Source organism: Kitasatospora sp. NPDC054795 (assembly GCF_053611565.1).
The window spans coordinates 28,275-53,349 of the sequence record NZ_JBSHAP010000061.1 but is presented as its reverse complement, the minus strand read 5'-3'; the positions used below and the strand labels follow the sequence as shown (position 1 = coordinate 53,349).

Here is a 25,075-nt window from a genome sequence, read left to right as displayed (position 1 = left end):
CCCCGGGCGGGCGCGGCCGGCGGTGCCGCCGCTGCCGCTGCCGGTGCTGCTGCTGCCGCTGCCGCCGCCGAGGGCGCCCCGCCGGTGCGGGCGGACCGGCCGCGGCGGACCCGGTCGGTGTCCGAGGGGTCGGCGAGCCAGGCGGGCGCCGATGCCGCCGCCACTCCCGATGCTCCTGCGGCTCCCGCCGCTGCTGCTGCCGATTCCGCCGCTCCCGCCGCCGAGGGCGCCCCGCCGGTGCGGGCGGACCGGCCGCGGCGGACCCGGTCGGTGTCCGAGGGGTCGGCCGGTCGGACGGCCGGCGAACCGACGGCCGAGCCCTCGGCTCCCGTACGGCCCCGGTCCTCCGACGCGCCCTGGCACAACCCGGTGCCCGCCCACGACGAGAAGCCCTCGGGCGAGAAGCCGGGCGAAACCGGCGAACCGGGCGAGCAGAAGGACGAGACCTCGGCCGGAGCGGCCGACCAGGACGGAGACGGCGCGTGAACCTGCTCGACACGGTGCTGCGCTGCGTCGCCACCCTCGTCGTCTTCCTGGTCTTCCCGCTGGTCATCGGCCAGACCGAGCACAAGGTCATGGCGCACATGCAGGGCCGGCTCGGCCCGATGTACGCGGGTGGCTTCCACGGCTGGGCGCAGCTCGTCGCGGACGGCGTGAAGTTCGCGCAGAAGGAGGACATCGTCCCGGCCGGGGCGGACCGCCGGATCTTCCAGCTGGCGCCCGCCGTCTCGCTGCTGCCGTACCTCTTCGTGCTGCTGGCGATCCCGGTCGGCCCGAACGGCTTCGTCGGCCAGGCGATCGACGCGGGCCTGTTCTTCGTGCTGGCCGTGATGGGCGTCGGCGTGATCGGCAAGCTGATGGCCGGCTGGGCCTCGGCGAACAAGTTCTCGCTGCTCGGAGGCCTGCGCACGGCCGCGCAGCTGATGTCGTACGAGCTGCCGATGGTGCTGGCGGCGGCTTCGGTGGCGATGGCCGCCGGCACGCTGTCGCTGCCCGGGATCGTGGACGCCTGGGAGTGGTACTGGCTGCCCTGGCAGGTCATCGGCGCGTTCGTCTTCTTCACGGCCGGTCTGGCCGAGCTCCAGCGCCCGCCCTTCGACATGCCGATCGCCGACTCGGAGATCATCTTCGGCGCGTACACCGAGTACACCGGTCTGCGGTTCGCCCTGTTCCTGCTGTCCGAGTACGTGGGCATCCTGGTGGTGTCCGCGCTGACCGCGGTGCTCTTCCTGGGCGGCTGGCACGGACCGCTGCCGGACCAGCTCGGCTGGCTCTGGATGATCCTCAAGACCTTCGCGCTGGCCTTCGTGGTCATCTGGCTGCGGGTCACCTACCCGCGTCTGCGCGAGGACCAGCTGATGCGCTTCGCGTGGACGGTGCTGATCCCGCTCGCGCTGGTCCAGCTGGCCCTCACCGGCATCATCAAGGTGGCGATCTCATGAGCTTCCCCGGTATCGGCCTCGCCAAGGGCTTGGCCGTGACGCTGCGGACGATGACGAGGAAGAGCGTCACCGCGCAGTACCCCGACGTGCAGCCGGTGCTGCCGCCGCGCTCGCGCGGCGTCATCGCGCTGCTGGAGGAGAACTGCACGGTGTGCATGCTCTGCGCGCGCGAGTGCCCGGACTGGTGCATCTACATCGACTCCCACAAGGAGACGCTGCCGGCCGCCGAGCCGAACGCCCGGGCCCGCACCCGCAACGTGCTGGACCGCTTCGCCATCGACTTCTCGCTCTGCATGTACTGCGGGATCTGCATCGAGGTCTGTCCCTTCGACGCGCTGTTCTGGTCGCCGGAGTTCGAGTACGCGGAGACCGACATCCACGAGCTGACCCACGAGCGGGACAAGCTCCGCGAGTGGATGTGGACCGTCCCCGCGCCTCCGGCGCTGGACCCGGCGGCCGAGGAGCCCAAGGAGATCGCCACCGCGCGCAAGGCGGCGGACAAGCTGGCCGCGGCCGCCGCGGCGGCCGCGCAATCGGCCACCGACGAGAAGGGTGACGACGCGTGACCGGTGCCACCACGCTTCTCGCGGCGACCGGCTCCCTGGAGCCGGCCGCCCGTTCGTTCCTGTCCCCGACCGGCCAGGAGATCGTCTTCCTGCTGGTCGGCATCGCCGTGCTCGGCTCGGCCGTGGTCTCGGTGACCACCAGGCAGCTGGTGCACGCCGCGCTCTGGCTGGTGGTCGCGCTCGGCGGGCTGGCGGTGGAGTTCCTGCTGCTCACGGCCGAGTTCATCGCCTGGGTGCAGGTGCTGATCTACCTCGGCTCGGTGGTCGTCCTGGTGCTGTTCGGGCTGATGCTCACCAAGGCGCCGATCGGGCGCTCGCCGGACGCCGACTCCAAGAACCGCTGGGTGGCCCTGGTCGTGGCGCTGGCCGCGGCCGGGACCCTGGTCACGCTGGTCGTCGACGCCTTCCGGACCTCCTGGATCGACCTCGGGCAGGGCGGCGGCTCGGCCGCCGTCACCGGCGCCAGCCTGTTCCGGCACTGGGTGCTGCCCTTCGAGGCGCTGTCCGTGCTGCTGCTGGCGGCGCTGGTCGGCGCGATCGTGCTGTCGCGCGGCTCCAAGCGGCGGGTGCCGGCGCCCCGGGCGGGCCGGCTGCGCGCCGGGCGGCCGGTCGGGTCCAACGGGACGGTCGCCGCGACCGCGCCGAAGCCGGCTCCGACGGCCTCCGAGCAGGCGGCCTCCGAGCAGTCGACCTCTGAGCAGGAGGGCTGATGCACCTCGCCTACCCCGCCGTCCTCGCCGCGCTGCTGTTCAGCGTCGGCGTGTACGGCGTGCTCGCCCGGCGCAACGCCGTCCTGGTGCTGATGTCCGTCGAGCTGATGCTCAACGCCGTCAACCTCAACCTGGTCGCCTTCGATGCCTGGCTGCGCGACTCGCTGCACGCCGGGCAGGCGCTCACCCTGTTCACCATCACCGTCGCCGCCGCCGAGATCGGACTGGGGCTCGCCATCGTCCTGCTGCTGTTCCGGGCCCGGGGCACCGCGGACATCGACCGGGCCACCGCGCTCGGTGACCCGGCCGAGGCGCTCGCCGTCGAGGAGACGCCGGTCGACGCCGAGACGCCGGTCGACGCCGGGGCGCCGGTCGGAGCCGACGCACTGAAGGGCCGGGCCGCCGCATGAACCTCGCCCTTCCCGTACTCGTCCCGGCGCTGCCCGCGCTCGGCGCCGCCGCGACGCTGGCCGTCGGCCGGAAGGCGCCCGGGCTGGCCCGGCCGCTGGCCGTCGTCCCGGTCGCCGTCTCGGCGGTGCTCGCCCTGGTGGTCGCCCTCCAGCTGGGCACCGGCCAGACCCTGGACGCCGCCACCCGGCTCACCCCGACCGGCGGCCCGGACATCGCCCTCGCCCTCCACCTGGACGGCTACAGCTCGCTGATCTCGGTACTGGTCGGACTGGTCGCCACCTGCGTCCAGGTCTACTCGACCGCGTACCTCAAGGAGGACCCGCGCTACCCGTCCTACGCGGCGCTGGTCTCGCTGTTCACCGCGGCGATGTTCCTGGTGGTCTACTCGGGCGACCTGATCGTGCTGCTGGTCGGCTGGGAGGTCATGGGCCTGTGCTCGTACTTCCTGATCGGCCACCACTGGGAGACGGCGGACGCCCGCTCGGCCTCGCTGAAGGCCTTCCTGGTCACCAAGCTCGGTGACGTGCCGTTCCTGTTCGGGATCTTCCTGCTCGGCGCGGACGCCGGCAGCTTCCGCATCCCGGACGTGCTGGCGGCCGCGTCGGAGGGCAGGCTCGGGCACCCGACGCTGACCGCCCTGCTGCTGCTCGCCGGCGTGGCCGGCAAGAGCGCGCAGTTCCCGCTGCACACCTGGCTCCCGGACGCGATGGCCGGCCCGACCCCGGTCTCCGCGCTGATCCACGCCGCCACCATGGTCGCGGCCGGCATCTACCTGGTCGCCCGGCTGCTGCCGGTCTTCCTGCTGTCGGGCGCGGCGCTGGTCGTGCTCGCGGTGATGGCCGCCGTGACGATGATCGGCTCGGCGCTCTGCGCGCTCGCCCAGGACGACCTCAAACGGGTGCTCGCCTACTCCACCGTCGGCCAGCTCGGCTACATGGCCGGCGCGCTGGCCTCCGGTGACCGCGAGGCCTCGGTCTTCCACCTGGTCAGCCACGGCGCGTTCAAGGCGCTGCTGTTCCTGGCCGCCGGTGTGGTGATCCACGCCGCGCACACCAACTCGATCTCCGCGATGTCCCGCATCCCCGGGCTGCGCAAACGCGTCCCCGACGCCTACTGGACGATGGGCATCGCGCTCGTCGCCCTGATCGGGCTGCCGCCGTTCTCCGGCTTCTTCAGCAAGGAGGCGGTGCTCACCGCCGCCGAGCACGCCGCCAACGGCGAGGCGCTGACCAACGGCCTCGGCCCGGCCTCGGCGGTGCCGCAGGCGGCCGGGTGGATCGTGCTGATCTCCGCCGGACTCACCGCGCTGCTCACCGCCGCGTACGCGGCCCGGCTGTTCCTGGTCGCGTTCCACAGCCCGGCCGGGGCCGCCGCGGCCGCACCGAAGGTGCTGCCCGCCGCCGACCGGGGCACCGTCGTGGCCGACCACGAGGCCGGCGCGCCGTACTCGCCCGAGCTCGACGAGGCCGACCCGGCCACGGCCGAGCCGCCCGCGATGCGCTGGCCGCTGTGGGTGCTGGCCGTGCCGACCATGGGCTTCGGCGTCGCCGGCCTGCGCTCGGACTGGCTGCCCGCGCTCCTGGACGGCGGCTCGCTGCGGCCCTCCGCCGTCACCGCCGTCACCGGCACCGGGCTCGCCGTGGTCGGCGCGCTCGCCGCGTACGGCGCCTGGCGCTCGGCGGCCGCCCGGCTGGGCACCGGCCGCCCGGCACCGGCCGGCCGGGTGCCCGGGCAGGGCGGGGCCCCGGCCACCGAGGTGATCGTCGCCGACCCCGGGCGCACCCTGCTCGGCCCGCTGTTCGGCCCGGCCCGGCACGGCTTCGGCGTCGACCGGCTGTACCGGGCGCTGTTCGTCCGCCCGGTGGTCGCCGCCGCCAAGCTGGTCCGATTCCTCGACCGCGAGGTCGTCGAGGGCTACGTGCAGGGCAGCGGCATCGGCGCCGACCTGCTCGGCCGGGCCGTCCGGCTCGCGCAGACCGGAAACGCGCAGACCTACCTCAGCGCCCTGCTGGCCGCCGTCGTCCTGCTGGCCGTCCTGGTGGCGGTGTAGCCGGTGCTGCTGTTCTCCACCTCCGTCCCCTCGACCGCTGCTGGGAGCCCCCGATGAACGCAGTCCTCATCGCCCTCCTGGTGCTGCCGCTGCTCGGCGCCGCACTCACCCTGGCGCCGGTGTTCGGGCCGGACCGGGCCGTGGCCGGCCGGCGGGCACTGCGGCTGAACACCGTCGTCACCGGCGCGGTGTTCCTGCTCACCGTCGTCCTCGCGGCCGGCTTCGACCAGGACGAGCCCGCCCGGATGCAGGCCACCACCGACGTGTCCTGGATCCCGGCCCTGCACGTGCGCCTCCACCTCGGGGTGGACGGCGTCTCGCTGCCGTTGATCGTGCTGACCGCACTGCTCACCTTTCTCTGCGCGCTCTACTCGGAGAAGCGGCTGCCGGGCGGGGACACCCGGGGCGGAGCCCCTGATGAGCCACGTCCGTCGGCGCAGGCCTTCGTCGGGCTGTTCCTCCTGCTCGAAGTCGGCATGCTCGCCACCTTCGCGGTGCTGGACCTCCTGCTCTTCTTCCTGGCCTTCGAGATCGTGCTGATCCCGATGTACTTCCTGATCGCCCGCTGGGGGAGCGGCGCGAAGGTGCCGGCGGCCAACCGGTTCATCCTCTACACGCTGCTCGGCTCGGCCGTGATGCTGCTCGGCTTCCTGCTGATCGGCAGCAAGGCCGGCACCTTCGACATGCAGGCCCTGGCCGCCGCGCACGGCAGCGGCCTGAGCCACACCACCCAGGTGGTCGCCGCGCTCGCGATCCTGGTCGGGCTCGCGGTCAAGGCCCCGGCCTGGCCGCTGCACAGCTGGCTCCCGGACGCCCACACCGCCGCCCCGACGGTGGGCTCGGTGCTGCTCGCCGGCGTGCTGCTGAAGATGGGCACCTACGGTCTGGTCCGCGTCCTCCTCCCGGTCGTGCCGGACGGCGCCACCACGCTGGCCCCCTACCTGGGTGCCTTCGCGGCCGTCGGCATCGTCTACGGCTCCCTGGCCTGCCTGGCGCTCTCCCGCCCCGGCGCCAAGGGCGACCTCAAGCGCCTGATCGCGTACTCCTCCGTCGGCCACATGGGCTTCGTGCTGCTCGGCATCGCCTCCCTCACCCCGGTGGGCGTCAACGGCGCGCTGTTCGCCAACATCGCCCACGGTCTGATCACCGGCCTGCTGTTCTTCGTCGTCGGCGCGCTCAAGGACCGCTACGGCACGGCCGACCTCGACACCCTCGCCGGGGCCACCGGCGCCGCCCTGTACGGCCGGGCGCCGCGACTGGGCGTGCTGCTCGCCTTCGCCGCCGTCGCCAGCCTCGGCCTGCCCGGCCTGGCCGGCTTCTGGGGCGAGCTGCTCGCCATGTTCGGCGCGTTCGACCCGGCCGACGGCCTGTCGCGCCCCGCGTTCGTCACCTACATGGTCCTGGCCGGCCTCGGCACCCTCCTCACCGCCGCGTACCTCCTGATCGTGGTCAAGCGCGTCTGCATGGGGGACCCCGAGCAGCCCGCACCGGTGGCCGAGGTCGCCGAGCTGCGCCCGTACGAGGCCGTCAGCTGGACGCCGCTGGCCGCGCTGACGCTGCTCGCCGGCCTCTGGCCCGCGCTGCTGCTCGGCCTCTCCGATCCCGCCGTCAAGCACCTCCTCGGGGGTGGCTGACCGTGCTCGCAGCCCAGACCGCCGCACTCGGACCTCACTCCACGGGGCAGCACACTGTGACCTCCCTCGCCGTAGCCAACCCGGGCAGCCTGATCCAGTCCGTGGACTGGGTGGCGATCGCACCGCCGCTGATCGCCGCCGTGGCCGCCCTCGCCGTGCTGCTCACGGACCTGTTCCTGCCCGAGCGGCACAAGAAGTGGCTCGGCCGCCTCACCGCGGCCGGACTCGCCCTCGCCCTCATCGCACTCCTCCCCCTCACCGGTGGATCACCCCGAGCGACCTTCTGTGTGCAGAACGTAGCAGGGGGGTCCGACAACGGCGGCTGCTCGTACGTCGCCGACCACTTCGCGCTGGTGTTCCAGCTGCTCGCCCTCGGCGGCGCGCTGATCGCGGCGCTGCTGTCGGCGCACACGGTGGAGGACGAGCGGCTGCCGCGCGGCGAGTACTGGTTCCTGCTGCTCTCCAGCGCCACCGGCGCCGCGCTGCTGCCCGCCTCCCGCGACCTCGCCACCATGGTGATCGCCCTGGAGGTCGCCTCGCTGCCCGCCTTCGCCCTGGTCGCGCTGCGCCGGGACGGCCGGGGCGCCGAGGCCGCCTTCAAGTTCTTCGTCTCCTCGGTGACCGCGACCGCCGTGATGCTGCTCGGGGTCGGCTTCGTCTACGCGGCGAGCGGCAGCCTGCACCTCGGCGCCGTCGCCCAGGGCCTGGAGCACGCGCCCGGGCAGCTCAGGCCGCTGGCCGAGGCGGGCGCGGTGCTGACCCTGGTCGGCTTCGCCTTCAAGGTCGCCGCCGTCCCGTTCCACTTCTGGGTGCCCGACACCTACACCGGCGCGCCGCTGCCGGTGGCCGGCTACCTCTCGGTGGTCGGCAAGGCGGCCGGCCTGTCCGGGCTGGCGCTGGCCACCACCGTCGCCTTCCGCCCGTACGCCCACACCTGGGGCCTGGTGCTCGCGGTGCTGGCCGCCGTCACCATGACCGCCGGCAACGTCGGCGCGCTGCGCCAGCGCTTCGACACCCGGTACAGCGCGGTGCGGCTGCTCGCCTGGTCCTCGGTCGGCCAGGCCGGGTACCTGCTGGTGCCGCTCGCCGCGGCCGGCTACGCGCCGACCGGCGCCGACCCGCTCGGTGCCACCGCCGCGTACGCGCTGATCTACGGCGTGGTGAACCTCGGCGCCTTCGGGGTGGTCGCCGCCGTCGGCCGCCGGCCCGGGACCAGCGTGGACGACTTCCGCGGCCTGTTCGCCCGCAACCGCTGGACGGCGCTGGCGCTCGCCTTCTTCCTGCTCTGCCTGGCCGGGCTGCCGCCGGGCGTGATCGGCCTGTTCGGCAAGGTCGTGGTGTTCCGCGCGGCGGTCGACGCCGGGCTGGGCTGGCTCGCCGTGGTGATGGCCGTCAACGTGGTCATCGCTCTGTACTACTACCTGCTGTGGACGGCCCGGCTGTTCGCCCCGGGGGACGAGCCCCTCGGGGAGGCCGCCGCCGGGCGCCGTCTGCCGGTGGGCCTCACCGCGACGCTGGGGCTCACCGCCTCGGCCGCCGTGGTCCTCTCGGTGGCGCCGCAGCTGGTCCTCCAGGTGGCGGGCGGCTCGCTGTTCTGAGCGGGCGCCGGACCGCGCCGGTGGTGCGGCCCGGGGCCGTCGCGGCGGTGCCGGTGGTGCGGCGCTGCGGTGTCGCGTCGGTCACCGTGTCGGGTCACAAGGGAACAAGGCCCTCGGCCCCGCCCGTTGACCGGGCACGAGGGACGAGGCAGAAAGGGCTTCCCCACCGCACCACTGGAGGGCCTGACGTGCACAGTCGGCACAACGGACTGAGGACCGCCGTCCTGCTCGGCGGCCTCTCGGCGCTGATCCTGGTGATCGGAAGCCTCTTCGGCCGCACCGGCTTCGTGATCGCCCTGCTGGTCGCCCTGGGGACCAACGCCTACGCGTACTGGAACAGCGACAAGCTCGCGCTGCGGGCCATGCGGGCCCGGCCGGTCAGCGAGTTCGAGGCGCCCCAGCTGTACCGGATCGTCCGCGAGCTCTCCACCGCCGCCCGCCAGCCGATGCCCCGCCTCTACATCTCCCCGACCCCCGCGCCCAACGCCTTCGCCACCGGCCGCAACCCGCGCAACGCGGCGGTCTGCTGCACCGAGGGCATCCTGCGGATCCTGGACGAACGCGAGCTGCGGGGCGTGCTCGGGCACGAGCTGAGCCACGTTTACAACCGGGACATCCTGATCTCCTCGGTGGCCGGGGCGCTCGCCTCGGTGGTGATGTTCCTGGTCAACTTCGCGTGGCTGATCCCGTTCGGGCGCAGCGAGGACGACGACGGCCCGGGGCTGTTCGGGATGCTCGCCATCATGATCCTCGGCCCGCTCGCGGCCGGACTGATCCAGATGGCGGTCAGCCGCTCCCGCGAGTACCAGGCCGACGCCGACGGCGCCCGGATCACCGGCGACCCGCTCGCCCTCGCGAGCGCCCTGCGGAAGCTGGACGCCGGCACCCGCCGGCTGCCGCTCCCGCCCGAGCCGCAGCTCCAGACCGCGAGCCACATGATGATCGCCAGCCCCTTCCGTCCCGGCGAGGCCGGCGCGAAGCTCTTCTCCACCCACCCGCCGATGGCCGAGCGGGTCGCCCGCCTGGAGCGGATGGCGGGCCACGGGCGGTAGCGCACCGCCGTCCGGGGTCAGCCCGTCTCCTCCTCGTACGCGAGCCGCAGGCGGTGGACGCCCTCGGCGACCTGGGCGGGGCTCTCGGCCGCGGCGTAGCTGAGGCGCAGGTGGGGGGCCGGGGGTTCGGCGGGGTGGTAGGGGCGGCCGGGGGAGACCTGGACGCCGGCGCGCAGCGCGGCCGCGGCGAGGGCGGTGTCGTCGACGCCGTCCGGGAAGCGCAGCCACAGGTGGTAGCCGCCGGGGCGGTGGGTGCCGAGGACGCCGGGCAGCTCGCGGTGCAGGGCGGCGACGGCGGCGGTGCGGCGGTCGCGCAGTTCGGCGCCGAGGGTGCGCAGGTGACGGGCCCAGGCGGGGTCGGCGACCAGTTCCAGGGTGGCCTCCTGGAGCGGTCGGGGCACGAAGAAGCTGTCCACCACCTGGGTGGCCCGCAGCCGGACCAGCGCCGGTCCGCGCGCGGTGAGGGCGCCGACCCGCAGGTTGGGGGAGGCCGCCTTGGTCAGTGAGCGCAGGTGCACCACGACCCCGTCCCGGTCGTCGGCGGCGAGCGGGCGCGGCAGCGCGGGGGCGTCCGCGTGGACCAGCAGCCGGGCGAAGTCGTCCTCGACCACGAAGGCCCCGGCGGCCCGGGCGATCCGCAGCACCTCCTCCCGCCGTTCGGGCGACAGCACCGCCCCGGTGGGGTTCTGGAACAGCGGCTGGCAGACGAGGACCCGTGCCCGGGTGGCCGCGAAGGCGTCCGCCAGCAGGTCGGTGCGCAGGCCGTCGGCGTCGACCGGGACCGGGACGGGCCGCAGTCCGGCCGCCCGGACGACCGCCAGGATGCCCGCGTACGTCGGCGACTCCACCAGCACCGGCGAGCCGGGCGCGGCGAGCGCCCGCATGGCGACGGTCAGCCCGCTCTGCCCGCCGGAGGTGATCAGGACGTCCCCGACGCCGATCGGCCCGCCGTGGCCGCCGATGTCCCGGGCGAACCAGCCGCGCAGTTCGGTGAGGCCGTCGGTGGGCGGGCGGTCCCAGGCGCCCGGTCGCCGGCCGGCCCGGGCGAGCGCGGCGGCGAGCAGCCGCTCGGGCAGCAGCGAGGCGTGCGGGTAGCCGCTGTTGAGGTCGACGACGTCGGGCGGGGGCACCCGGAGGGTGGCGAACACGGGGGCGGCGAGCAGGTCGCGCGGGCCGGAGTCGGCGCTGAGCGCGATCTGCTGCCAGGAGAGGTCGCCGGTGCGGCCGGACGGTGCGGCGGGGACGGCCGGGGCCGCGGCGAAGGCCGCCGCCCGGAACACCCCGGCGCCGGGCCGGGAGACCACCAGCCCCTCGGCCACCAGTACCGCGATGGCCCGGGAGACCGTCACCGGGCTGACCTGGTGACGGTCCACCAGCGCCCGGCTGGAGGGCAGCTTCCGTCCCTCCGGGTAGCGCTCGACCTCCCGCCGCAGGATGTCGGCGAGTTCGGTCACACTGCTACGCTCGTTCATGACGGCACAAGATAGCGCTACCCGGCTCGGGGCGGTAGCACCTCGCCAGGCCCCCGCTTCCGGCACCGCCCTCGCGGCCCTCGCCGTGGCCTCCTTCTCGCTCTCCTTCCCAGCCACCGCGTGGTCCCTGACCGGCTTCGGCCCGTGGTCCGCGACCGGCCTGCGCGGCGCCCTCGCCGGTCTGCTGGCCCTCCTCCACCTGGCGGCCGTCCGCGCCCCACTGCCGCAGCGGCGGCACTGGCCCGGACTGCTGGTCGTCTCCGGCGGCTGCGTCCTCGGCTTCCCGCTGCTGACCACGCTCGCCCTGCGCACCTCCTCGACCGCCCACTCGGCGGTGGTCATCGGCGTGCTGCCGCTGGCCACGGCGACGGTCGCGGCGCTGCGCACCGGACGCCGGCCGTCCGGGGCGTTCTGGGCGGCGGCGCTCGCCGGGGCCGCCGCCGTGCTCGCCTTCACCCTGGTGCAGAGCCACGGCCGGCCGACCGTCGCCGACCTCTACCTGTTCGCGGCGGTACTGCTCTGCGCCGCCGGGTACGCCGAGGGCGGGCGGCTCTCCCGGGACCTGCCGGGCGCCCAGGTGATCGCCTGGGCGGTGGTCGCCGCCCTGCCCGCGACGCTGCTGACCGCGGCGCTCGGGCTGGGCGCCGAGCCGGTGCGGTTCGGGGCGCAGGCCCTGGTCGGGCTGGCCTACACGGCGGCGGTCTCGCAGCTCGGCGGGTTCGTGCTCTGGTACCGGGGGATGGCCGCGATCGGGGTGCCGAGGGCCAGCCAGCTCCAGCTCGCGCAGCCGCTGCTGACACTGGTCTGGTCCGTGCTGCTGCTCGGCGAGCGGCTGCCGGCCGCGGCGCCCGTCACCGCGGTGGTGGTGCTGGTCTGCATCGCGGTGACCCAGCGGGCCCGGACCTGACCCGCGGGCGCCGCAGGGCTGCGCCGTACGTCCCCGAACCCCCACTCCGACCGGTTCGGCGCGGCCCCTTGCTCGTTAGGATGAACCCGTGCCCGTCGGTCCGGGCGAGGCATCCGGAGGGAGTGGGCCGTCATGGCAGACGAGAGGCACGCCCCGGCGGCCGGGGACGCGCCGACCCGGCGCCGCGGGCAGGGCGAGCTGGAGGCGCAGGTGCTCGCGCTGCTCCAGCAGGCGCCCGGCCCGGCCGCCGCGGGATGGGTCCAGGAACGCCTGGAGGGCGACCTGGCCTACACCACGGTGATGACCATCCTGTCCCGGCTGCACGCCAAGAGCGCCGTGACCAGGACCCGCTCCGGCCGTTCCTACCTGTGGCAGGCCTCCTCGGACGCCGCCGGGCTGGCCGCGCTGCGGATGCGCCGGATGCTCGACGGGGAGGCGGACCGGGACGCCGTCCTGGCCAGTTTCGTCAGCGCGCTGCTGCCGCACGACGAGGAACTGCTCCGGGCGCTGCTGGACGCCGCGTCCGCCGACCCGGCAGTGCCCGACCGTGAGAGCTGACCCGTGGGCCTCTTCGTCTTCCTCCCGCTCGTCCTGCCGCTCACCGCGGTCCCGATCGCGCGCCTGACCGAACAGCACCTGCACCCGCGCGGCGCGGCCCGGCTGATGACCGTGATCAGCGCGGTGATGGCGGTGTGCAGCGCGCTCTGCCTCGGGCTGATCGGCGTGGTGGGCACCGCGCAGATCCCCGGCAACCCGCTGCCGGACAGCTGGTCCGACCCGGAGGTGCGGGCCGCGCTGCCGTACCACGAGACGGTCGGCACGGCCGCGATGTGGCTGCTGGCCCTGGTGGTCCTCGCCTGCGCCCGGACGGTCGTGCGGCACCTGCGGGTGCGGGCCCGGGCCCGCCGGGCGCTGAGCGGGCTGCCCGTCGGGCCGGGACCGGCCGGAGACCTCGCGGTGCTGCCGGACCGGAGCCCGTACGCCTACGCGCTGCCCGGCTCGCCCGGCCGGGTCGTGGTCTCCACCGGGATGCTGGCCGGCCTGGCCGCCGACGAGCGCGAGGCGCTGCTCGCCCACGAGCGGGCGCACCTGCGCCACCGCCACCACCGGTACCTGCTGACCACCCAGCTCGCCGCCTGCGTCAACCCGTTCCTGCGGCCGCTGCAGGACGCGGTGGCGTACAGCGCGGAGCGGTGGGCGGACGAGGACTCGGCGCAGGCCGTGGGGGACCGCCGGATCACCGCGCGTGCGGTGGCCCGGGCGGCCCTGGTCTCGCACGCCGCCCCGGCCCCCGGCTTCGCGGCCTTCGCCGCCCCGGCCGCGGCGGCCGGCCCGGTGCCGCGCCGGGTCGCCGCACTGCTCGGCCCGGTGCCGACCTCCCGCAACTGGCCGCCGGCGAAGACCCCGGCGGGCCTGGCGGCGATGGTCGCGGCGATCGGTACGGCGGCGTCGGCGCTGTGCGCGCTCAACGCCGCCGTGGCCCTGCTGGTGGTGCTCAAGGCCGTCACCCCGCTGTAGCCGGCGGGGCTCCGGAGCGTCACCCCGCTGCGGCGGGACTCCAGAGTGTCGCGGCCAGCTCGTCGACGGCGGCCTCGGCCGCCGCCAGGGATTCGGCGGCGAGCGGCTGGAAGGCGTTCAGCGCCGGGATGTCCGCGGCCCGGGTGAGCTCGGCGGTGACCACGTGCAGGTGCTCCGCCGCGACCCCGATCCGGTCGAAGTACGCCCGCAGGTACGGGACCTGGAAGTCGCAGTGGGCACGTGGCGTGCCCGGCCCGTAGCCGCCGCCGCGGACGGCGACGACCACCACGCGGGTGTCGCGCAGCAGCGGCTCGCCGGTCTCCGGATCGTGGTGGACGCCGGGGAAGGTGACCCGGTCGATCCACGATTTGAGGCCGGCCGAGACGGTGTAGTTGTACATCGGGCTGCCGACCAGCAGGACGTCGGCGGCCCGCAGCTCCTCGATCAGCGGGCGGCTGAGCGCCCACTCCCGCGCCTCGTCCGGCCCCTCGGCGAGGCGGCCGATGTCGTCCAGCGGGAGCACCCCCTTGCGCTCGGTGCGGCGGCCGAGGGCGTCGTAGGCGGCGCGCACCGGGGGGACCGGGTCGGCGGCGAGGTCGCGGTGCCGGTGCTGGACGCCGGCGCCGTGGCGGGCGCGCCAGGCGTCGGCGAAGCGGGCGGTCAGGGCGTGGCTCACCGAACCGGACGGGCTGATGCTGGAATCCAGGTGGAGCAGCGTGGTGGAGGTCATGGCGGTCTCCTGGTCACCTCGGAGGGGGACGGATCGTCAAAGCGGTGACGAGCTGCGCCGAGGAAAGGTGACCGATGGACCGGAACGCGATGCCGGGGGCGGCGGACGGGCGGGCGCGGAGCGGGGGAGCGGCCTCGGGGGCGGGACGCCCGGAGGCCGAGCGCTTCGAGGCCGTGCGCTCGGACACCGTGCGGGTGAACGCCGTGTACTCGGACGCCGACCGCGTGAACGCCGAGCGCTTCGAGGCCGAGCGCGGCCGGCTGCGGGCGATCGCCCAGCGGATGCTCGGCTCGACCGGCGAGGCCGAGGACGCCGTGCAGGAGGCCTGGCTGCGGCTGGCCCGCACCGATCCGGCGGAGATCGGCAACCTGCCCGGCTGGCTGACCACGGTGGTCTCCCGGATCTGCCTGGACCTGCTGCGGGCCCGTGCCGCGCGCCGCGAGGAGCCGACCGACGAGGCGCTGCCGGACGGCTCGGGCGGCGGCCCGGAGCCGGAGCGGGAGGCGCTGCTGGTCGAGTCGGTGGGCCGGGCGCTGCTCGTGGTGCTGGACCGGCTGGGCCCGGCCGAGCGGGTCGCCTTCGTGCTGCACGACGGCTTCGCGGTGCCCTTCGACCAGATCGGGCCGATCCTCGGACGGACCCCGGTGGCCGCCAAGAAGCTGGCCAGCCGGGCCCGGCAGCGGGTCCGCGGGACGGCCGCGCTGCCCCCGGAGCCGCTGGCCGGGCACCGGCGGGTGGTGGAGGCCTTCCTGGCCGCCGCCCGGGGCGGGGACCTGGCCGACCTGCTGGCCGTGCTGGCTCCCGACGTGGTGCGCCGGGCCGATCCGGCGGCGCTGGGGCCCGGCCGCGGCCTGGTGGCCCGGGGCGCGCGGGCCGTCGCCCGGGAGACCACGGTCTTCGGCCGCCGGGCCCGCTACGGCGCGGTGGCCCTGGTGGACGGGGCGCCCGGCATCCTGATCGCCCCGGACGGGCGGCTGCGGCTGGTGCTGCGGGTGGCGGTCGCGGACGGCCGGGTGGCCGGCTACGAGGTGGTGGCGGACCCGGTCCGGCTGGCCGCGCTCGACCTGGCCGTCCTGCCGGAGTGAGCCCTCGCCCGGGCGAGTCCCGCACGGTGGGCGCGTCGGCGCCGGGTCAGTGGGCGATCCGGACCAGCATCTTGCCGGTGTTGGCGCCGCGCAGCATGCCGAGGAAGGCGTCCACCACCCGGTCGAAGCCGTCCACGACGGTCTCGTCCGGGACGACGGCGCCCGAGCGCAGGTGCGGGACCAGGAAGTCGTACAGTTCCGGCCGGGCGTCGAGGTGGTCGCGGACCAGGAAGCCCTCCAGCCGCAGGCTCTTCCCGACCACGTCGAACAGGTTGCGCGGGGCGGCCGGCGGATTCCCGAGCCGGTTGTACTGGGCGACCGCGCCGCACCAGGCGATCCGGCCGTGCTCGCGCAGGGCGCCGATGGCGGCCTCCAGGTGGTCGCCGCCGACGTTGTCCAGGTAGGCGTGCAGCCCCTCGGGGGCGGCCTCGCGCAGGCGGTCCGCGATCGGGCCGTCGTGGTAGTCGAAGGCGGCGTCGAAGCCGAGCCGCTCGGTGAGGCGGGCGGCCTTGGCGGCGGAGCCGGTGCTGCCGACGATCCGTCCGGCGCCGAGCAGCCGGGCGAGCTGCCCGGCGGCGGTGCCGACGCCGCCGGCGGCCGCCGAGACGAAGAGCGTCTCGCCGGGCTGGAGCCGGGCGATCCTGGTCAGCGCGACCCAGGCGGACAGGCCGGTGCCGCCGAGCACCGACAGGTGGGAGCTGAGCGGGACGCCGGCGAGATCGGGCAGCAGGCTCGCCCGTTCGGCGGTGACCACCGCGTGGGCGCGCCAGGCCTGGCGGTGCTGGACCAGTGCCCCGACCGGCAGGGCGTCGGCCCGGGACTTCACCACCCGGCCGAGGGCGCGGCCCTCCAGCGGGGCATGCAGCTCCCAGCCGCCCTCCTCCATCTCCTCGCGCATGTACGGGTCGACGGACTGGTAGAGGTTCTCGACCAGGGCCTCGCCCGCAGCGAGGGCCGGGACGGTCTCCTCGACGAAGGCGAAGTTCGCGGCGGTCGGCGCCCCGTCGGGGCGGGAGACCAGGTGGACGGCGCGGGTGGTGGGGCGGGACATCGGGGCTCCGGACGGGTGAGGACGGACGGACGTGATCACCGTAGGAAGCGCGGGAGCCGCCGGGCAGGGGCGCCGGTCGATGGAACGGCGGCATCCATGAGCAGGATCGATGGATCGCGGGATAGGTTCGGCCGCATGACCGATCTCGCCCCGCACGAGCTGCGGACCCTGGTCGCCGTCGAGGAGGAGCGGAGCTTCACGGCGGCCGCCGCACGCCTGGGCAGTACCCAGTCCGCCGTCTCGCACGCCGTCCGCGCCTGCGAACGGAAGCTCGGCACGGTGCTCTTCGACCGCGGGCGCCATGGCGCGCGCCCCACCGAGAGCGGCGCGCGAGCGGTGGCGTACGCCCGCCGGATCCTGCGGCTGCTGGACGCGATGGGCCCCGAGGTGCGCGGCGCGGGAGCGGACGGGCCGCTGACCGGAACCCTGCGGATCGCCGCCTTCCGCAGTGCCGCCGCCCACCTGCTGCCGCCCGTCCTGGCCCGGCTGGCCGAGCGCCACCCCGGCCTTGGCACCCACGTCCGGATCGTCCGGGAGCTCGGCCGCGGCACCGCCGGGGAGGTCGCCGACGGTCGCGCCGACCTCGGGCTGGCGACGCTCGACGCGGGCGGCCCGCCACCCGCCCCGGGTCTGGTCGCGGTGCGGCTGTACGAGGAGTCGTACGCGCTCGCGCACCCGCACGGCCACCCGGCGCCGCGCGAGCTCCCGCTGGTCGACTGGGACGAGAACTGCGGCTCGTACACCCGGGACTGGTGGCAGCGGCAGGACTGGATCCCGCCCGCGACCGTGGACGTGGAGGACGACACGGTGGCCCTCTCGCTGGTCGCCCAGGGCCTAGGCATGGCGATCATGCCCCGGACCGCCCTGCTCGGCGCCCCGGTCGGCCTCGCCGTCACCGACCTCGGGCCGCGGCCGCCCAGCCGCTCGGTCGGGTACGTCACCACGCCCGAGCTGGCCGGGACGGCCGCCGTCCGGGCGCTGATCCGCGAGCTGCGCGAACTGCCGCTGCCGGCCGGGCTGTCGGCGGCCCGGCCCCCGGCCGGCCGGTCCGCGACGGTTCAAGCCCCGTAGGGCCGGGCCCCGCGGGCCCGGTCCATGGAGGCCCGAGCCCCGCGGGCTCAGGCCTCCATGGACCGGTTCCCGGCGGCAGGGTCCTCGACGGGCCGGTCCTCGACGGCCTCCCGGAGCCTGCGGAACTCCTCGGCCAGCCCGTCCAGGGTGTAGTGGGCGTTGAGGCCGCTGGGGTTCGGCAGCACCCACACCTCGGTGCCGCCGATGCCCTCCGGTTGCCGCCCCGGCACGGCCCGGCGCTGCCCGAAGGCCGTCCGGTAGGCGCCGATGCCGAGCACGGCCAGGACGCGCGGGCGCAGCCGCAGCACCCGTGCGCGCAGCGCGGCGCCGCCCTCGCGCAGCTCCTCGGCGGTCAGCTCGTCCGCCTTGGCGGTGGTGCGCGGGGCGACGTTGGTGATGCCCAGGCCGAGTGCGAGCAACTCCCGCTGCTCGTCCGGGCGGTACTGGCGCCCGGTGAAACCGGAGCGGTGCAGGGCCGGCCAGAAGCGGTTGCCCGGGCGGGCGAAGTGGTGGCCGGTGGCGCCGGACCACAGGCCCGGGTTGATGCCGCAGAACAGCACCCGCAGCCCGGGACCGGAGACATCCGGGATGGTGGTGTCCTTGGCGGCCAGCAGTTGCTCGGCGGTGGGCTTCATCGGTGCGCTCGGATTCACCCGGCCAAGTCTGCCGTGCCCTTGGCCGCGGCCCTCGCCGCGTCCTTGGCCTCCTTCGCCGTGCGCTCGGCGGTGTCCCTGGCGATCTGCTCGGCCGCGCGCTCGGCCGTGTCCTCCGCCGGGCCCGGGCCCGGGCCCGGGCCCGGGGCCGGGGCTTGGGCTTGGGTTTGGGCCGGCCCCGAAGTCGCGGCGGCCGCCCGGCGGTTGCGCAGCCGGCGCAGGCCGAACACCACCACGGCTGCGTAGGCCCAGCCGACGAAGACGTCGATGATGAAGTGCTCCGCGCCGTAGACCAGGGTGAAGGTCATCGCGAGCGGATAGGCGACCAGCACGGCCCGCAGCCAGCGGTTGGCGGTGGGCCAGAAGAAGAACAGCAGCATCGCCGGGTAGGCGGAGTGCAGCGAGGGCATCGCGGCGACGTCGTTGGCGAACTGACTGCCGTTCTCCAGCAGGGAGTCGGCCTGCGGCAGCCCGCTCACCGAGATCACTTCCCAGACCACCCGGGACAGGTGCGGCAGGTTGCCCTCCTGGGAGACCAGCCACGGCGGGTCGGCCGGGTAGAGGAGGTAGGTGGCGAAGCCGGCGAAAGTGAGCGTCAGGTAGGCGGCGAGCAGTTGCCGGAAGCGGTGGTGCGCGCGCCGCCAGAGCACCGCGAGCAGCAGGAAGACCACGAAGAAGTGCGAGAGGTAGACGGCCACCGCGGCGTAGTCGTACCAATGCGGTGAGCCGGCGGTGTAGAGCGCGTGCTGGAGCCGGACGGTCCAGGTCTCGCCGAGGCCGAGCACCTCGTCGAAGCGCAGCTGCGGCAGCCAGTGCGGGGCCCACGGGGTGTGGGCGCCGTAGCCGCGCAGCAGCGAGTACGCCCACACCACGGCCATCACCGGGACCCAGTCGCGCAGGACCAGGAGGAAGCCGCGGGGGCCGTGCCCGCTGTGCACGGCGGCGGTCAGCAGGGCGGCGATGAGCCAGAGGAACAGCACGTCGTTGGCCGCGGGGATGCCCTCGGTGCTCAGGAACCAGAGGAGGCACGTCAGGTAGAGCGGCCAGGCCAGCCACCGGAGTCTCGACCAGCCCGTCACGCGTGGGCGGGGCGGAGGCACCGGGCGTGGCCGCCCGGCCCGCGCGTCGTGCGGGGCCGGGGGGAGGGTCTTGGTCATGCGCACCGAAACTAGCAACCCAAACTTGGAGGACTCTGGGTGAAATATGACTGGATCGTAAGAACGTCCGATCCGGTCGACACCCGGTTCGACAGGTGAATTCGACTGTTGGTTCGACAGGTGGTTCGACGCACGGTCAGGCGCGGGTCAGGCCACGATGCCCAGCTCGTGCGGGGTGTTGTTGAAGCGTCGGCCGCCGGCCGGGGTGACGGTCACGATGTCCTCGATCCGCACCCCGAACCGGCCGGGCAGGTAGATCCCCGGCTCGATCGAGAAGCACATGCCCGGCACCAGCGGCCGTTCCTCGCCCTCGACCAGGTACGGAGGTTCGTGCGTGGTGGTGCCGATGCCGTGGCCGGTGCGGTGGATGAAGTACTCGCCGTACCCGCCCTCGGTGATCACCCGGCGGGCGATCCGGTCGATCTCCTGGCAGGCTATCCCGGGGCGCACCGCCTCGAAGGCGGTCTGCTGGGCCAGTCGGACCAGCTCGTGCACCTTGCGCACCTCGTCCGGGACGTCCGCCCCGACGTGCACCGTCCGGGTGGTGTCGGAACCGTAGCCGTCCTTGAGGCCACCGAAGTCCAGCACCACGGTGTCACCCGTACGGATGACCCGGTCACCGGCCTCGTGGTGCGGGTTGGCGCCGTTCGGCCCCGAGCCGACCACGGTGAAGTCGACCTGGCTGTGCCCGTACTGGATGAGCAGCGCGCCGAGGTCGGCGGCCACGTCGGTCTCCCGGCGGCCGGCGAACTCGACCTCCAGGATGCCCCGGTAGGCGGCGTCCGCCGCGCCGCCGGCGGCGGCCAGGCGGTCCAGCTCCTCGGTGTCCTTGACGGCGCGCAGCATCGGCAGGCAGTCGGTGAGCGAGACGAAGGAGACGCCGGGCAGCGCGGCCTGGAAGCCGAGCAGGTGCAGCGCCCAGGTGCTGTCGGAGACGCCGTACCGTCCGGCCGGGTGGAGCAGCGGGCCGACGGTGGCGAACGGGTCCTCGCCGTCGGACCAGCCGAGCAGTCCGACGGCCGGGGCGCCGACCGCCTTCTCGGCATCCGGGCGCTCCAACTTGGGCACCACCAGAGCGGGTTCGCTTCCGGCGGTGAGGACGAGGGCGGTCAGCCGCTCGGTGATCGCGGTGGGCGAGTAGCCGCACAGGTAGGCCAGATCGGGACCGGGCGCGACGACCAGGCCGGCCAGACCGGCGGCGGTCGCCTCGGCGGTGGCGCGGGACATCCGGGCGGTGTGGTCCTCGACGGTGAAGGGGCGGGGCACGGCGGTTCCTCCTCGGGGGCCGGACGGGCGCTGCTGGGACTCCATCGCGTCAACTCCATCACTTTCTCGTCGAGTTGGCGAAGCTCTCGGGGAGGGGCAGGCGCGATCCGGACGGCGATGCGGATCGCTCTCCGGGCGGCGATCCGGTGGGCGCTCCGGCGGGTACTCCGGCGGGTACTCCGGCACCGGGGCGAGGCGTGGGCGGGCGCGGGCCCGGCGGGGGCGTGTCCGTGGAACGCATCCGGTCCTCCTCCTCCGGTCCTCCTCCGGTACGGCGCCGCAGTGGCGCAGGACGTGGGCCGCGTGGGCCGCGCGCTGGTCGCGCGGGCGGCGCAGGGTCCGGCGCGGTGGGTCCGCGGCCCGCCCCGGGAAGCCCTCGGGGGAGGGCCGTACCCGGCCAGTTCACCCGGTTGCCGGGCCCGCCGCATGCGGCGGACGGCCGTGCGGGTGAGCGGCGGCCGACCCGGGGCGTCAGTCCTGCCGGTTGGCCGACTTGGCCGACTCGGTGGACTCGGTGGACTCGGTGGACTTGGTGGATTCAGTGGATCCGGCGGATTCGGCAGCGGGCCACACGGCGCGCCGCAGCGTGCGGCTCGCGGTCGCGGCCAGCAGGGCGGCGGCGAGCAGGGCGCTGATCCCGACCAGCACGGTGGCGGGGGAGGACCGGTCCAGCAGCAGGCCGGTGACGAAGCTCCCGGCGGGCATGCCGGCGGTGAGCAGCGTCATGGTCGCCGCGATCACCCGGCCGCGCAGCGCGTCCGGCACCTGACGGAAGACCAGCAGGTCGAGCATCACCCGCAGGGTCGGCACGCCCGCGCCGAACACGAACAGCGCGGCGAAGACGGTCGGCGCCCCGCCGGGCAGCAGCGGCGCCAGCGGGACCGGTACGGCGCTCCAGGCCACCGCCAGCAGCAGCACGCCGGGGCCCGCCAGCCGGTGCAGCCGGGCGACCAGAGCGGTGCCGGCCAGCGCCCCGACCGCCTCGCCGGCCAGGGCCAGGCCGATCCCGGTGCCGCTGGTGCCGTGCTCGCGCAGCAGCACCATGACGGGCAGCAGCACGGCGGTCCCGGCGAGATTGATCACCAGCAGGACGGCCAGAGCGGGCCGCAGCAGCGGGGACGCGGCGAGGACGCGGAAGCCCGCCAGGGCGCTGTTCCCGGTGGACCGGTCGGCATCCCCGGACTCGTGCGGGCTGGGGAAGCGCACCGCGACGGCGGCGGTCACCGCGAGCAGGGAGGCGAGCGCGGCGCCGAGGAAGGGGACCGCGTGGCCGAGCCCGAACAGGAACCCGGCCAGTGGCGGTCCCGCCAGCGAGGCTCCGCTCATTCGGGCCTCGTCCTGGGCCAGGGCTTGGGAGAGCTGCTCCGGCGGGACCACCGAGCGCAGCGCGAGCAGCCGGACCGGGCCGCCGTAGGCGATCGTCGCGCCGATCACGGCGGCGACCAGCAGCAGGTGGACCAGGTTCGGCGGGCCGAACGCCAGGGCCGCCGGGACGCTGGCGAGGGCGAGCAGCCGGGCGCTGTCGGCGGCGATCAGCACCCGGCGGCGGTTCACCCGGTCGGCCACCACGCCGCCGTGGACGCCCAGCAGCAGGGTGGCGGCCATCTGCACGGCGCCGAAGGCTCCGGCGGAGGTGGAGGAGCCGGTGAGTGCGAGGACCAGCAGGGGGAAGGCGGTGTCGCCGATCACCATGCCGAGGGTCGCGGAGGCCTGACCGGCCCAGAGGGCCTGGAACCGCAGGTTGCGCCGCAGCGGTACGAGCGGCGGCGGTGCGGACGGCGAAGGTGCGGACGGCGGGGCGTCGGCCGGTCCGGGGTGCTCCATCGCCGCTGTCGTCGTCGGTTGGTCCGTCATGTCCCGCCCCCATCGTTCGCGATTGCCGCAACCATTCACGTCTGCATGAATGATGTCGTAGGCATCATTGGTTTCGCAAGGGTGATTGATGGCTCGGTGGTGAGCGCTCACCGGGGCGTGATTGCGAACGGAGCGGCCGATCTGGAAGGGTGGCCCCGTGGTCGAGCACACACCGGAGGCCGCCGACAGCGGCGAGCAGCAGCCCGTCACCTGGGTCAAGGAACGCCAGGTGTCCGACGTCGCGGTGCTCAAGGCCCTGGCCGACCCGCTGCGCCTGGCCATCCTCGGCGCGCTGCAGTCCTCCGAGGACCGTCCGCTGACGGCCAAGGAGCTCGCCGCCACGCTCGACGAGCCGCAGACCAAGCTCTACCGGCACATCAAGCAGTTGGAGAAGGCCGGGCTGGTCCTGGTGGCCGGCACCCGGCTGGTCTCGGGCATCGTGGAGAGCCGCTACCGGGTCGCCCAGGGGGCGATCCGGCTGGCCCCGGAGATGTTCACCGCCGACTCCCCGGCCCGCTCCGAGGCGTACGAGGCCGTCGTGGCCGCGATGGACCGGGTGCGGTCCGACTTCCGCGCCAGGATCGCCGAAGGCCGGCTGGACTTCGGCCGGCCGCCCGGTGGTTCGGGTCCGCCGTCCGGACTGTTCGCGGACTTCGCGCTGCGGCTCAGCCCGGACCGACTGGACCGACTGCGATCCCAACTGGCCGAAATCTTCGACGAACTGAACGAAGAAGGGCCGAGTGCGGCCGAGGATGCGCTGGATGTGACCGTCTTTACCCTGCTCTACGGTCTCCGACCGGGCACGGAATCATAAATTCCGGGTCGTCTGTCGGTGCGGTGGGACACCATGTCCGGCATGTCCTACGAACTCCAGGCGCTGATAGGAACACGGGAGCTGCTGACGGTCGCGGCGGCGGAGGTTCCGGCGGCCCGGGTGGTGCCGTTGGCGCAGGGGCTGGCCCTGATCCCGGTCACCTCCGCCGTCCTCACCGCGCTCCAGGGGGACGGCGTGCTGCGCAGGCCCGGCGGCGGGGCCGGGCCCGGCCGGCACGCGGACGGCTTCGAACTCCGGCTGGCCGCCTGGTCGAAGGCCGGGCCGATCGCCCGCGTCGAGGCGCGGTACTTCGGCGGCGGCGGCACCCAGCGCGCGGCCGTCTGGGTCGACGGCGCGGTCACCCTCGGCCCGCTCACCATCGGTGAGTTCGAGCCCGCACCGGCCGAGGGCACCCCGATCTCCCGCGCCCTGCGGCGGATCGGCGCCCGTACCGAGGAGGGCCGGGCGGACGAGTTCGAGTCGGTCGGCCTGGGCCGGCACCGCAGCACCGGCGGCTGGGCGGAGCCGGCCGACTGACCCCGCCGCCGCCGCCGTCCGTGCCCGTGCCCGCGCTTGTGCCCGGGGCTGTGCCCGTCCCGTGCGGTCAGCGCGAGGTGGGCGAGTCGGCCTGCCAGCGCCGGCCGATGGAGCGCAGCAGGGCCGGGTAGACGCCGAGGTGACGGAAGGGCTTGATGGCGGCCATGTAGAGGTGGCCGAGGAGCCCGTTGGGCTTGACCAGGACGGCCATCTGGGCGCGGTACGCGCCGCTGCCGGGAGCGGTCTCGACCCAGCCGAGGTGGAGGATGCCGTGGACGGTGCGGTTGGCCGTCTCGGCGGTCCACTCGTCGTGGAGCAGGTAGACGGAGCGGAACGGCGCGGAGCGGGTGTCGGGGCCGCGCGGGGCGTCCCGGAGATCGGCGGGGAGGCGGTCGCGGAGGGTGGGGACGCGAGTGCCGAGGCCGGCGTCGGGCTTGTCCCAGCCGAGCAGGGCGCCGAGCTTCCAGCGGGTCGCGAAGAGGAGGCGGACGACGGGGGAGGCGGACATCGGGGCGCCGGTGCCGCCGGCGAACTGGTCGACCAGGCGGGCGAGGTCGTCGGGGCCGCCGGGGGTCGGCAGGGCCCACACGTCCTCCAGGCGGAAGTCGGGGGCGATCTCGTGGATCCGCCACGGGCGGGAGGTGTGTGCCGTGCGGGGGAGTCTCATCTGCGTGCCCCTGTCTGTACGGTGCCGTATAGATCCAGGTTAGACCCGCGTATACGGTGGCGTATACGCAAGGGCGTGAGCGTGAGGAGCGACACAGTGGAACGAGACGCGGCGAGGGGCCCGGCATGGGCGTGACGCGGACGCCGCGCGCCCGGTGGATCGAGGAGGGGCTGCGGGTGCTCGCGGCCGGCGGCCCGGAGGCGGTGCGCGTCGAGCCGCTCGCCCAGGCGCTCGGCGTCACCAAGGGCGGCTTCTACGGATACTTCCGCAACCGGGGCGCGCTGCTCGACGAGATGCTCGACACCTGGGAGCGGGAGGTCACCGAGGGAGTGATCACCCAGGTCGAGGACGAGGGCGGCGATGCCCGGACCCGGCTCGGGCGGCTCTTCGCGATCGCCGCCACCAGTGGCGACGGGCCCGTGACCGGCACCACCGTCGACCTGGCGATCCGCGACTGGGCACGGCGCGACGAAGCGGTCGCCGAACGCCTGCGCCGCGTGGACAACCGCCGGATGGCCTACCTGCGGTCGCTCTACGCGTCGTTCTGCCCCGACCCGGACGACGTCGAGGTCCGCAGCCTGATCAGCTTCTCGCTCCGGATCGGCCACCACCTCCTCGCCGTCGACCACGAGGGCCGCAGCCGCGCCGAGGTGATGGAACTGACCCGCGATTGGCTCCTGCGCTAGGCCGCCCCTGCGGACAGTGGCGCACGGAAAACGGGGGCGCGGCACCGAGGAAGTTCCGGTGCGCCGCCCCCCCGGGGTGGCCCCCCCCCCCCGGGGGGGGGGGGCGCCCGCCCCCGGGCGGGGGGGGGGCGGGTGTTCGTGGGA

24 protein-coding genes and 1 pseudogene are annotated in these 25,075 nt (G+C 74.9%); 17 read left to right on the top strand and 8 right to left on the bottom strand.

What is annotated here, in order from left to right; translation table 11 throughout:
- The 9 genes and pseudogenes from ACWGJO_RS22480 to htpX form a co-directional block, all read left to right on the top strand.
- Nucleotides 1-486 (top strand): annotated as a pseudogene (locus tag ACWGJO_RS22480) (NADH-quinone oxidoreductase subunit C); the annotation flags it as partial.
- Nucleotides 483-1,442, top strand: coding sequence for an NADH-quinone oxidoreductase subunit NuoH (gene nuoH, locus ACWGJO_RS22475; RefSeq protein ID WP_380356089.1), 960 nt, complete (start codon nucleotides 483-485; stop codon nucleotides 1,440-1,442). The pseudogene ACWGJO_RS22480 and the gene nuoH, both read left to right, overlap by 4 nt.
- Nucleotides 1,439-2,008, top strand: coding sequence for a NuoI/complex I 23 kDa subunit family protein (locus ACWGJO_RS22470; RefSeq protein ID WP_359897583.1), 570 nt, complete (start codon nucleotides 1,439-1,441; stop codon nucleotides 2,006-2,008). Before nuoH ends, ACWGJO_RS22470 begins: the two co-directional genes overlap by 4 nt.
- A complete protein-coding gene (locus ACWGJO_RS22465; protein ID WP_452186208.1) occupies nucleotides 2,005-2,718 on the top strand; it encodes an NADH-quinone oxidoreductase subunit J family protein in 714 nt (237 codons plus the stop codon). Before ACWGJO_RS22470 ends, ACWGJO_RS22465 begins: the two co-directional genes overlap by 4 nt.
- A complete protein-coding gene (nuoK, locus tag ACWGJO_RS22460; protein WP_452186206.1) occupies nucleotides 2,718-3,128 on the top strand; it encodes an NADH-quinone oxidoreductase subunit NuoK in 411 nt (136 codons plus the stop codon). The genes ACWGJO_RS22465 and nuoK overlap by 1 nt, the downstream gene beginning before the upstream one ends.
- Complete coding sequence (locus ACWGJO_RS22455) at nucleotides 3,125-5,179, top strand: NADH-quinone oxidoreductase subunit 5 family protein (RefSeq protein ID WP_452186204.1); 2,055 nt, start codon at nucleotides 3,125-3,127, stop codon at nucleotides 5,177-5,179. Before nuoK ends, ACWGJO_RS22455 begins: the two co-directional genes overlap by 4 nt.
- 53 nt (nucleotides 5,180-5,232) lie before the next feature.
- The gene (locus tag ACWGJO_RS22450) at nucleotides 5,233-6,813 is read left to right on the top strand and encodes a complex I subunit 4 family protein (protein WP_452186202.1); all 1,581 of its coding nucleotides are present in this window, start codon (nucleotides 5,233-5,235) and stop codon (nucleotides 6,811-6,813) included.
- A gap of 56 nt (nucleotides 6,814-6,869) precedes the next feature.
- The gene (locus tag ACWGJO_RS22445; protein WP_452186200.1) at nucleotides 6,870-8,411 is read left to right on the top strand and encodes an NADH-quinone oxidoreductase subunit N; all 1,542 of its coding nucleotides are present in this window, start codon (nucleotides 6,870-6,872) and stop codon (nucleotides 8,409-8,411) included.
- Between the two features lie 188 nt (nucleotides 8,412-8,599).
- Nucleotides 8,600-9,463 carry a zinc metalloprotease HtpX gene (htpX, locus tag ACWGJO_RS22440; protein WP_387686166.1) on the top strand — a complete coding sequence of 288 codons (864 nt, stop codon included), beginning with the start codon at nucleotides 8,600-8,602 and terminating at the stop codon, nucleotides 9,461-9,463.
- Between the two features lie 17 nt (nucleotides 9,464-9,480).
- Here htpX and ACWGJO_RS22435 read toward each other — a convergent pair whose 3' ends face one another.
- Entirely contained in the window at nucleotides 9,481-10,935 is a 1,455-nt protein-coding gene (locus ACWGJO_RS22435) for an aminotransferase-like domain-containing protein (protein ID WP_452186199.1), read from the bottom strand.
- Here ACWGJO_RS22435 and ACWGJO_RS22430 point away from each other — a divergent pair.
- The 3 genes from ACWGJO_RS22430 to ACWGJO_RS22420 all read left to right on the top strand — a co-directional run bounded on the left by ACWGJO_RS22430 (nucleotide 10,934) and on the right by ACWGJO_RS22420 (nucleotide 13,360).
- Nucleotides 10,934-11,842, top strand: coding sequence for a DMT family transporter (locus ACWGJO_RS22430; RefSeq protein WP_452186197.1), 909 nt, complete (start codon nucleotides 10,934-10,936; stop codon nucleotides 11,840-11,842). The two genes, ACWGJO_RS22435 and ACWGJO_RS22430, sit on opposite strands and share 2 nt — an antisense overlap.
- A gap of 132 nt (nucleotides 11,843-11,974) precedes the next feature.
- Nucleotides 11,975-12,400 (top strand): BlaI/MecI/CopY family transcriptional regulator, encoded by a 426-nt coding sequence (locus tag ACWGJO_RS22425; protein ID WP_452186195.1) that lies wholly within the window; start codon nucleotides 11,975-11,977, stop codon nucleotides 12,398-12,400.
- A 3-nt stretch (nucleotides 12,401-12,403) separates the two neighbouring features.
- Nucleotides 12,404-13,360 (top strand): M48 family metalloprotease, encoded by a 957-nt coding sequence (locus ACWGJO_RS22420; protein WP_359897573.1) that lies wholly within the window; start codon nucleotides 12,404-12,406, stop codon nucleotides 13,358-13,360.
- A gap of 19 nt (nucleotides 13,361-13,379) precedes the next feature.
- Here ACWGJO_RS22420 and ACWGJO_RS22415 read toward each other — a convergent pair whose 3' ends face one another.
- On the bottom strand, nucleotides 13,380-14,090 hold the full coding sequence (locus ACWGJO_RS22415) for an NAD(P)H-dependent oxidoreductase (protein ID WP_452186193.1): 711 nt from the start codon (nucleotides 14,088-14,090) through the stop codon (nucleotides 13,380-13,382).
- A 74-nt stretch (nucleotides 14,091-14,164) separates the two neighbouring features.
- Here ACWGJO_RS22415 and ACWGJO_RS22410 point away from each other — a divergent pair, with 74 nt between their 5' ends.
- Nucleotides 14,165-15,175 carry a sigma-70 family RNA polymerase sigma factor gene (locus ACWGJO_RS22410; RefSeq protein ID WP_452186191.1) on the top strand — a complete coding sequence of 337 codons (1,011 nt, stop codon included), beginning with the start codon at nucleotides 14,165-14,167 and terminating at the stop codon, nucleotides 15,173-15,175.
- Between the two features lie 46 nt (nucleotides 15,176-15,221).
- On the opposite strand, the gene ACWGJO_RS22405 is transcribed toward ACWGJO_RS22410, so the two are convergent.
- Nucleotides 15,222-16,226, bottom strand: coding sequence for an NADP-dependent oxidoreductase (locus ACWGJO_RS22405; RefSeq protein WP_452186189.1), 1,005 nt, complete (start codon nucleotides 16,224-16,226; stop codon nucleotides 15,222-15,224).
- A gap of 135 nt (nucleotides 16,227-16,361) precedes the next feature.
- Between ACWGJO_RS22405 and ACWGJO_RS22400 the strand changes: the two genes are divergently transcribed.
- The gene (locus ACWGJO_RS22400) at nucleotides 16,362-17,297 is read left to right on the top strand and encodes a LysR family transcriptional regulator (RefSeq protein WP_452186187.1); all 936 of its coding nucleotides are present in this window, start codon (nucleotides 16,362-16,364) and stop codon (nucleotides 17,295-17,297) included.
- A gap of 47 nt (nucleotides 17,298-17,344) precedes the next feature.
- Here the strand turns inward: ACWGJO_RS22400 and mug are convergent, their stop codons facing one another.
- From mug to ACWGJO_RS22380, 4 genes are all read right to left on the bottom strand, one after another.
- Entirely contained in the window at nucleotides 17,345-17,932 is a 588-nt protein-coding gene (mug, locus tag ACWGJO_RS22395; RefSeq protein WP_452186211.1) for a G/U mismatch-specific DNA glycosylase, read from the bottom strand.
- Nucleotides 17,933-17,946: 14 nt separating this feature from the next.
- Entirely contained in the window at nucleotides 17,947-19,107 is a 1,161-nt protein-coding gene (locus tag ACWGJO_RS22390; protein ID WP_452186185.1) for a phosphatase PAP2 family protein, read from the bottom strand.
- A gap of 147 nt (nucleotides 19,108-19,254) precedes the next feature.
- The gene (locus tag ACWGJO_RS22385) at nucleotides 19,255-20,418 is read right to left on the bottom strand and encodes a M24 family metallopeptidase (RefSeq protein ID WP_452186184.1); all 1,164 of its coding nucleotides are present in this window, start codon (nucleotides 20,416-20,418) and stop codon (nucleotides 19,255-19,257) included.
- Nucleotides 20,419-20,844: 426 nt separating this feature from the next.
- Complete coding sequence (locus ACWGJO_RS22380; protein ID WP_452186182.1) at nucleotides 20,845-22,227, bottom strand: MFS transporter; 1,383 nt, start codon at nucleotides 22,225-22,227, stop codon at nucleotides 20,845-20,847.
- A 157-nt stretch (nucleotides 22,228-22,384) separates the two neighbouring features.
- On the opposite strand from ACWGJO_RS22380, the gene ACWGJO_RS22375 reads away from it, so the two are divergent.
- Together ACWGJO_RS22375 and ACWGJO_RS22370 are read left to right on the top strand one after the other, a co-directional pair.
- Nucleotides 22,385-23,041 carry an ArsR/SmtB family transcription factor gene (locus ACWGJO_RS22375; RefSeq protein WP_359897566.1) on the top strand — a complete coding sequence of 219 codons (657 nt, stop codon included), beginning with the start codon at nucleotides 22,385-22,387 and terminating at the stop codon, nucleotides 23,039-23,041.
- 42 nt (nucleotides 23,042-23,083) lie between these two features.
- Nucleotides 23,084-23,578 (top strand): hypothetical protein, encoded by a 495-nt coding sequence (locus ACWGJO_RS22370; RefSeq protein WP_452186180.1) that lies wholly within the window; start codon nucleotides 23,084-23,086, stop codon nucleotides 23,576-23,578.
- Nucleotides 23,579-23,645: 67 nt separating this feature from the next.
- On the opposite strand, the gene ACWGJO_RS22365 is transcribed toward ACWGJO_RS22370, so the two are convergent.
- Nucleotides 23,646-24,245 carry a DUF2867 domain-containing protein gene (locus ACWGJO_RS22365; protein ID WP_452186178.1) on the bottom strand — a complete coding sequence of 200 codons (600 nt, stop codon included), beginning with the start codon at nucleotides 24,243-24,245 and terminating at the stop codon, nucleotides 23,646-23,648.
- A 125-nt stretch (nucleotides 24,246-24,370) separates the two neighbouring features.
- Between ACWGJO_RS22365 and ACWGJO_RS22360 the strand changes: the two genes are divergently transcribed.
- The gene (locus ACWGJO_RS22360; protein WP_452186176.1) at nucleotides 24,371-24,931 is read left to right on the top strand and encodes a TetR/AcrR family transcriptional regulator; all 561 of its coding nucleotides are present in this window, start codon (nucleotides 24,371-24,373) and stop codon (nucleotides 24,929-24,931) included.
- The last annotated feature ends 144 nt before the right edge of the window (nucleotides 24,932-25,075 follow it).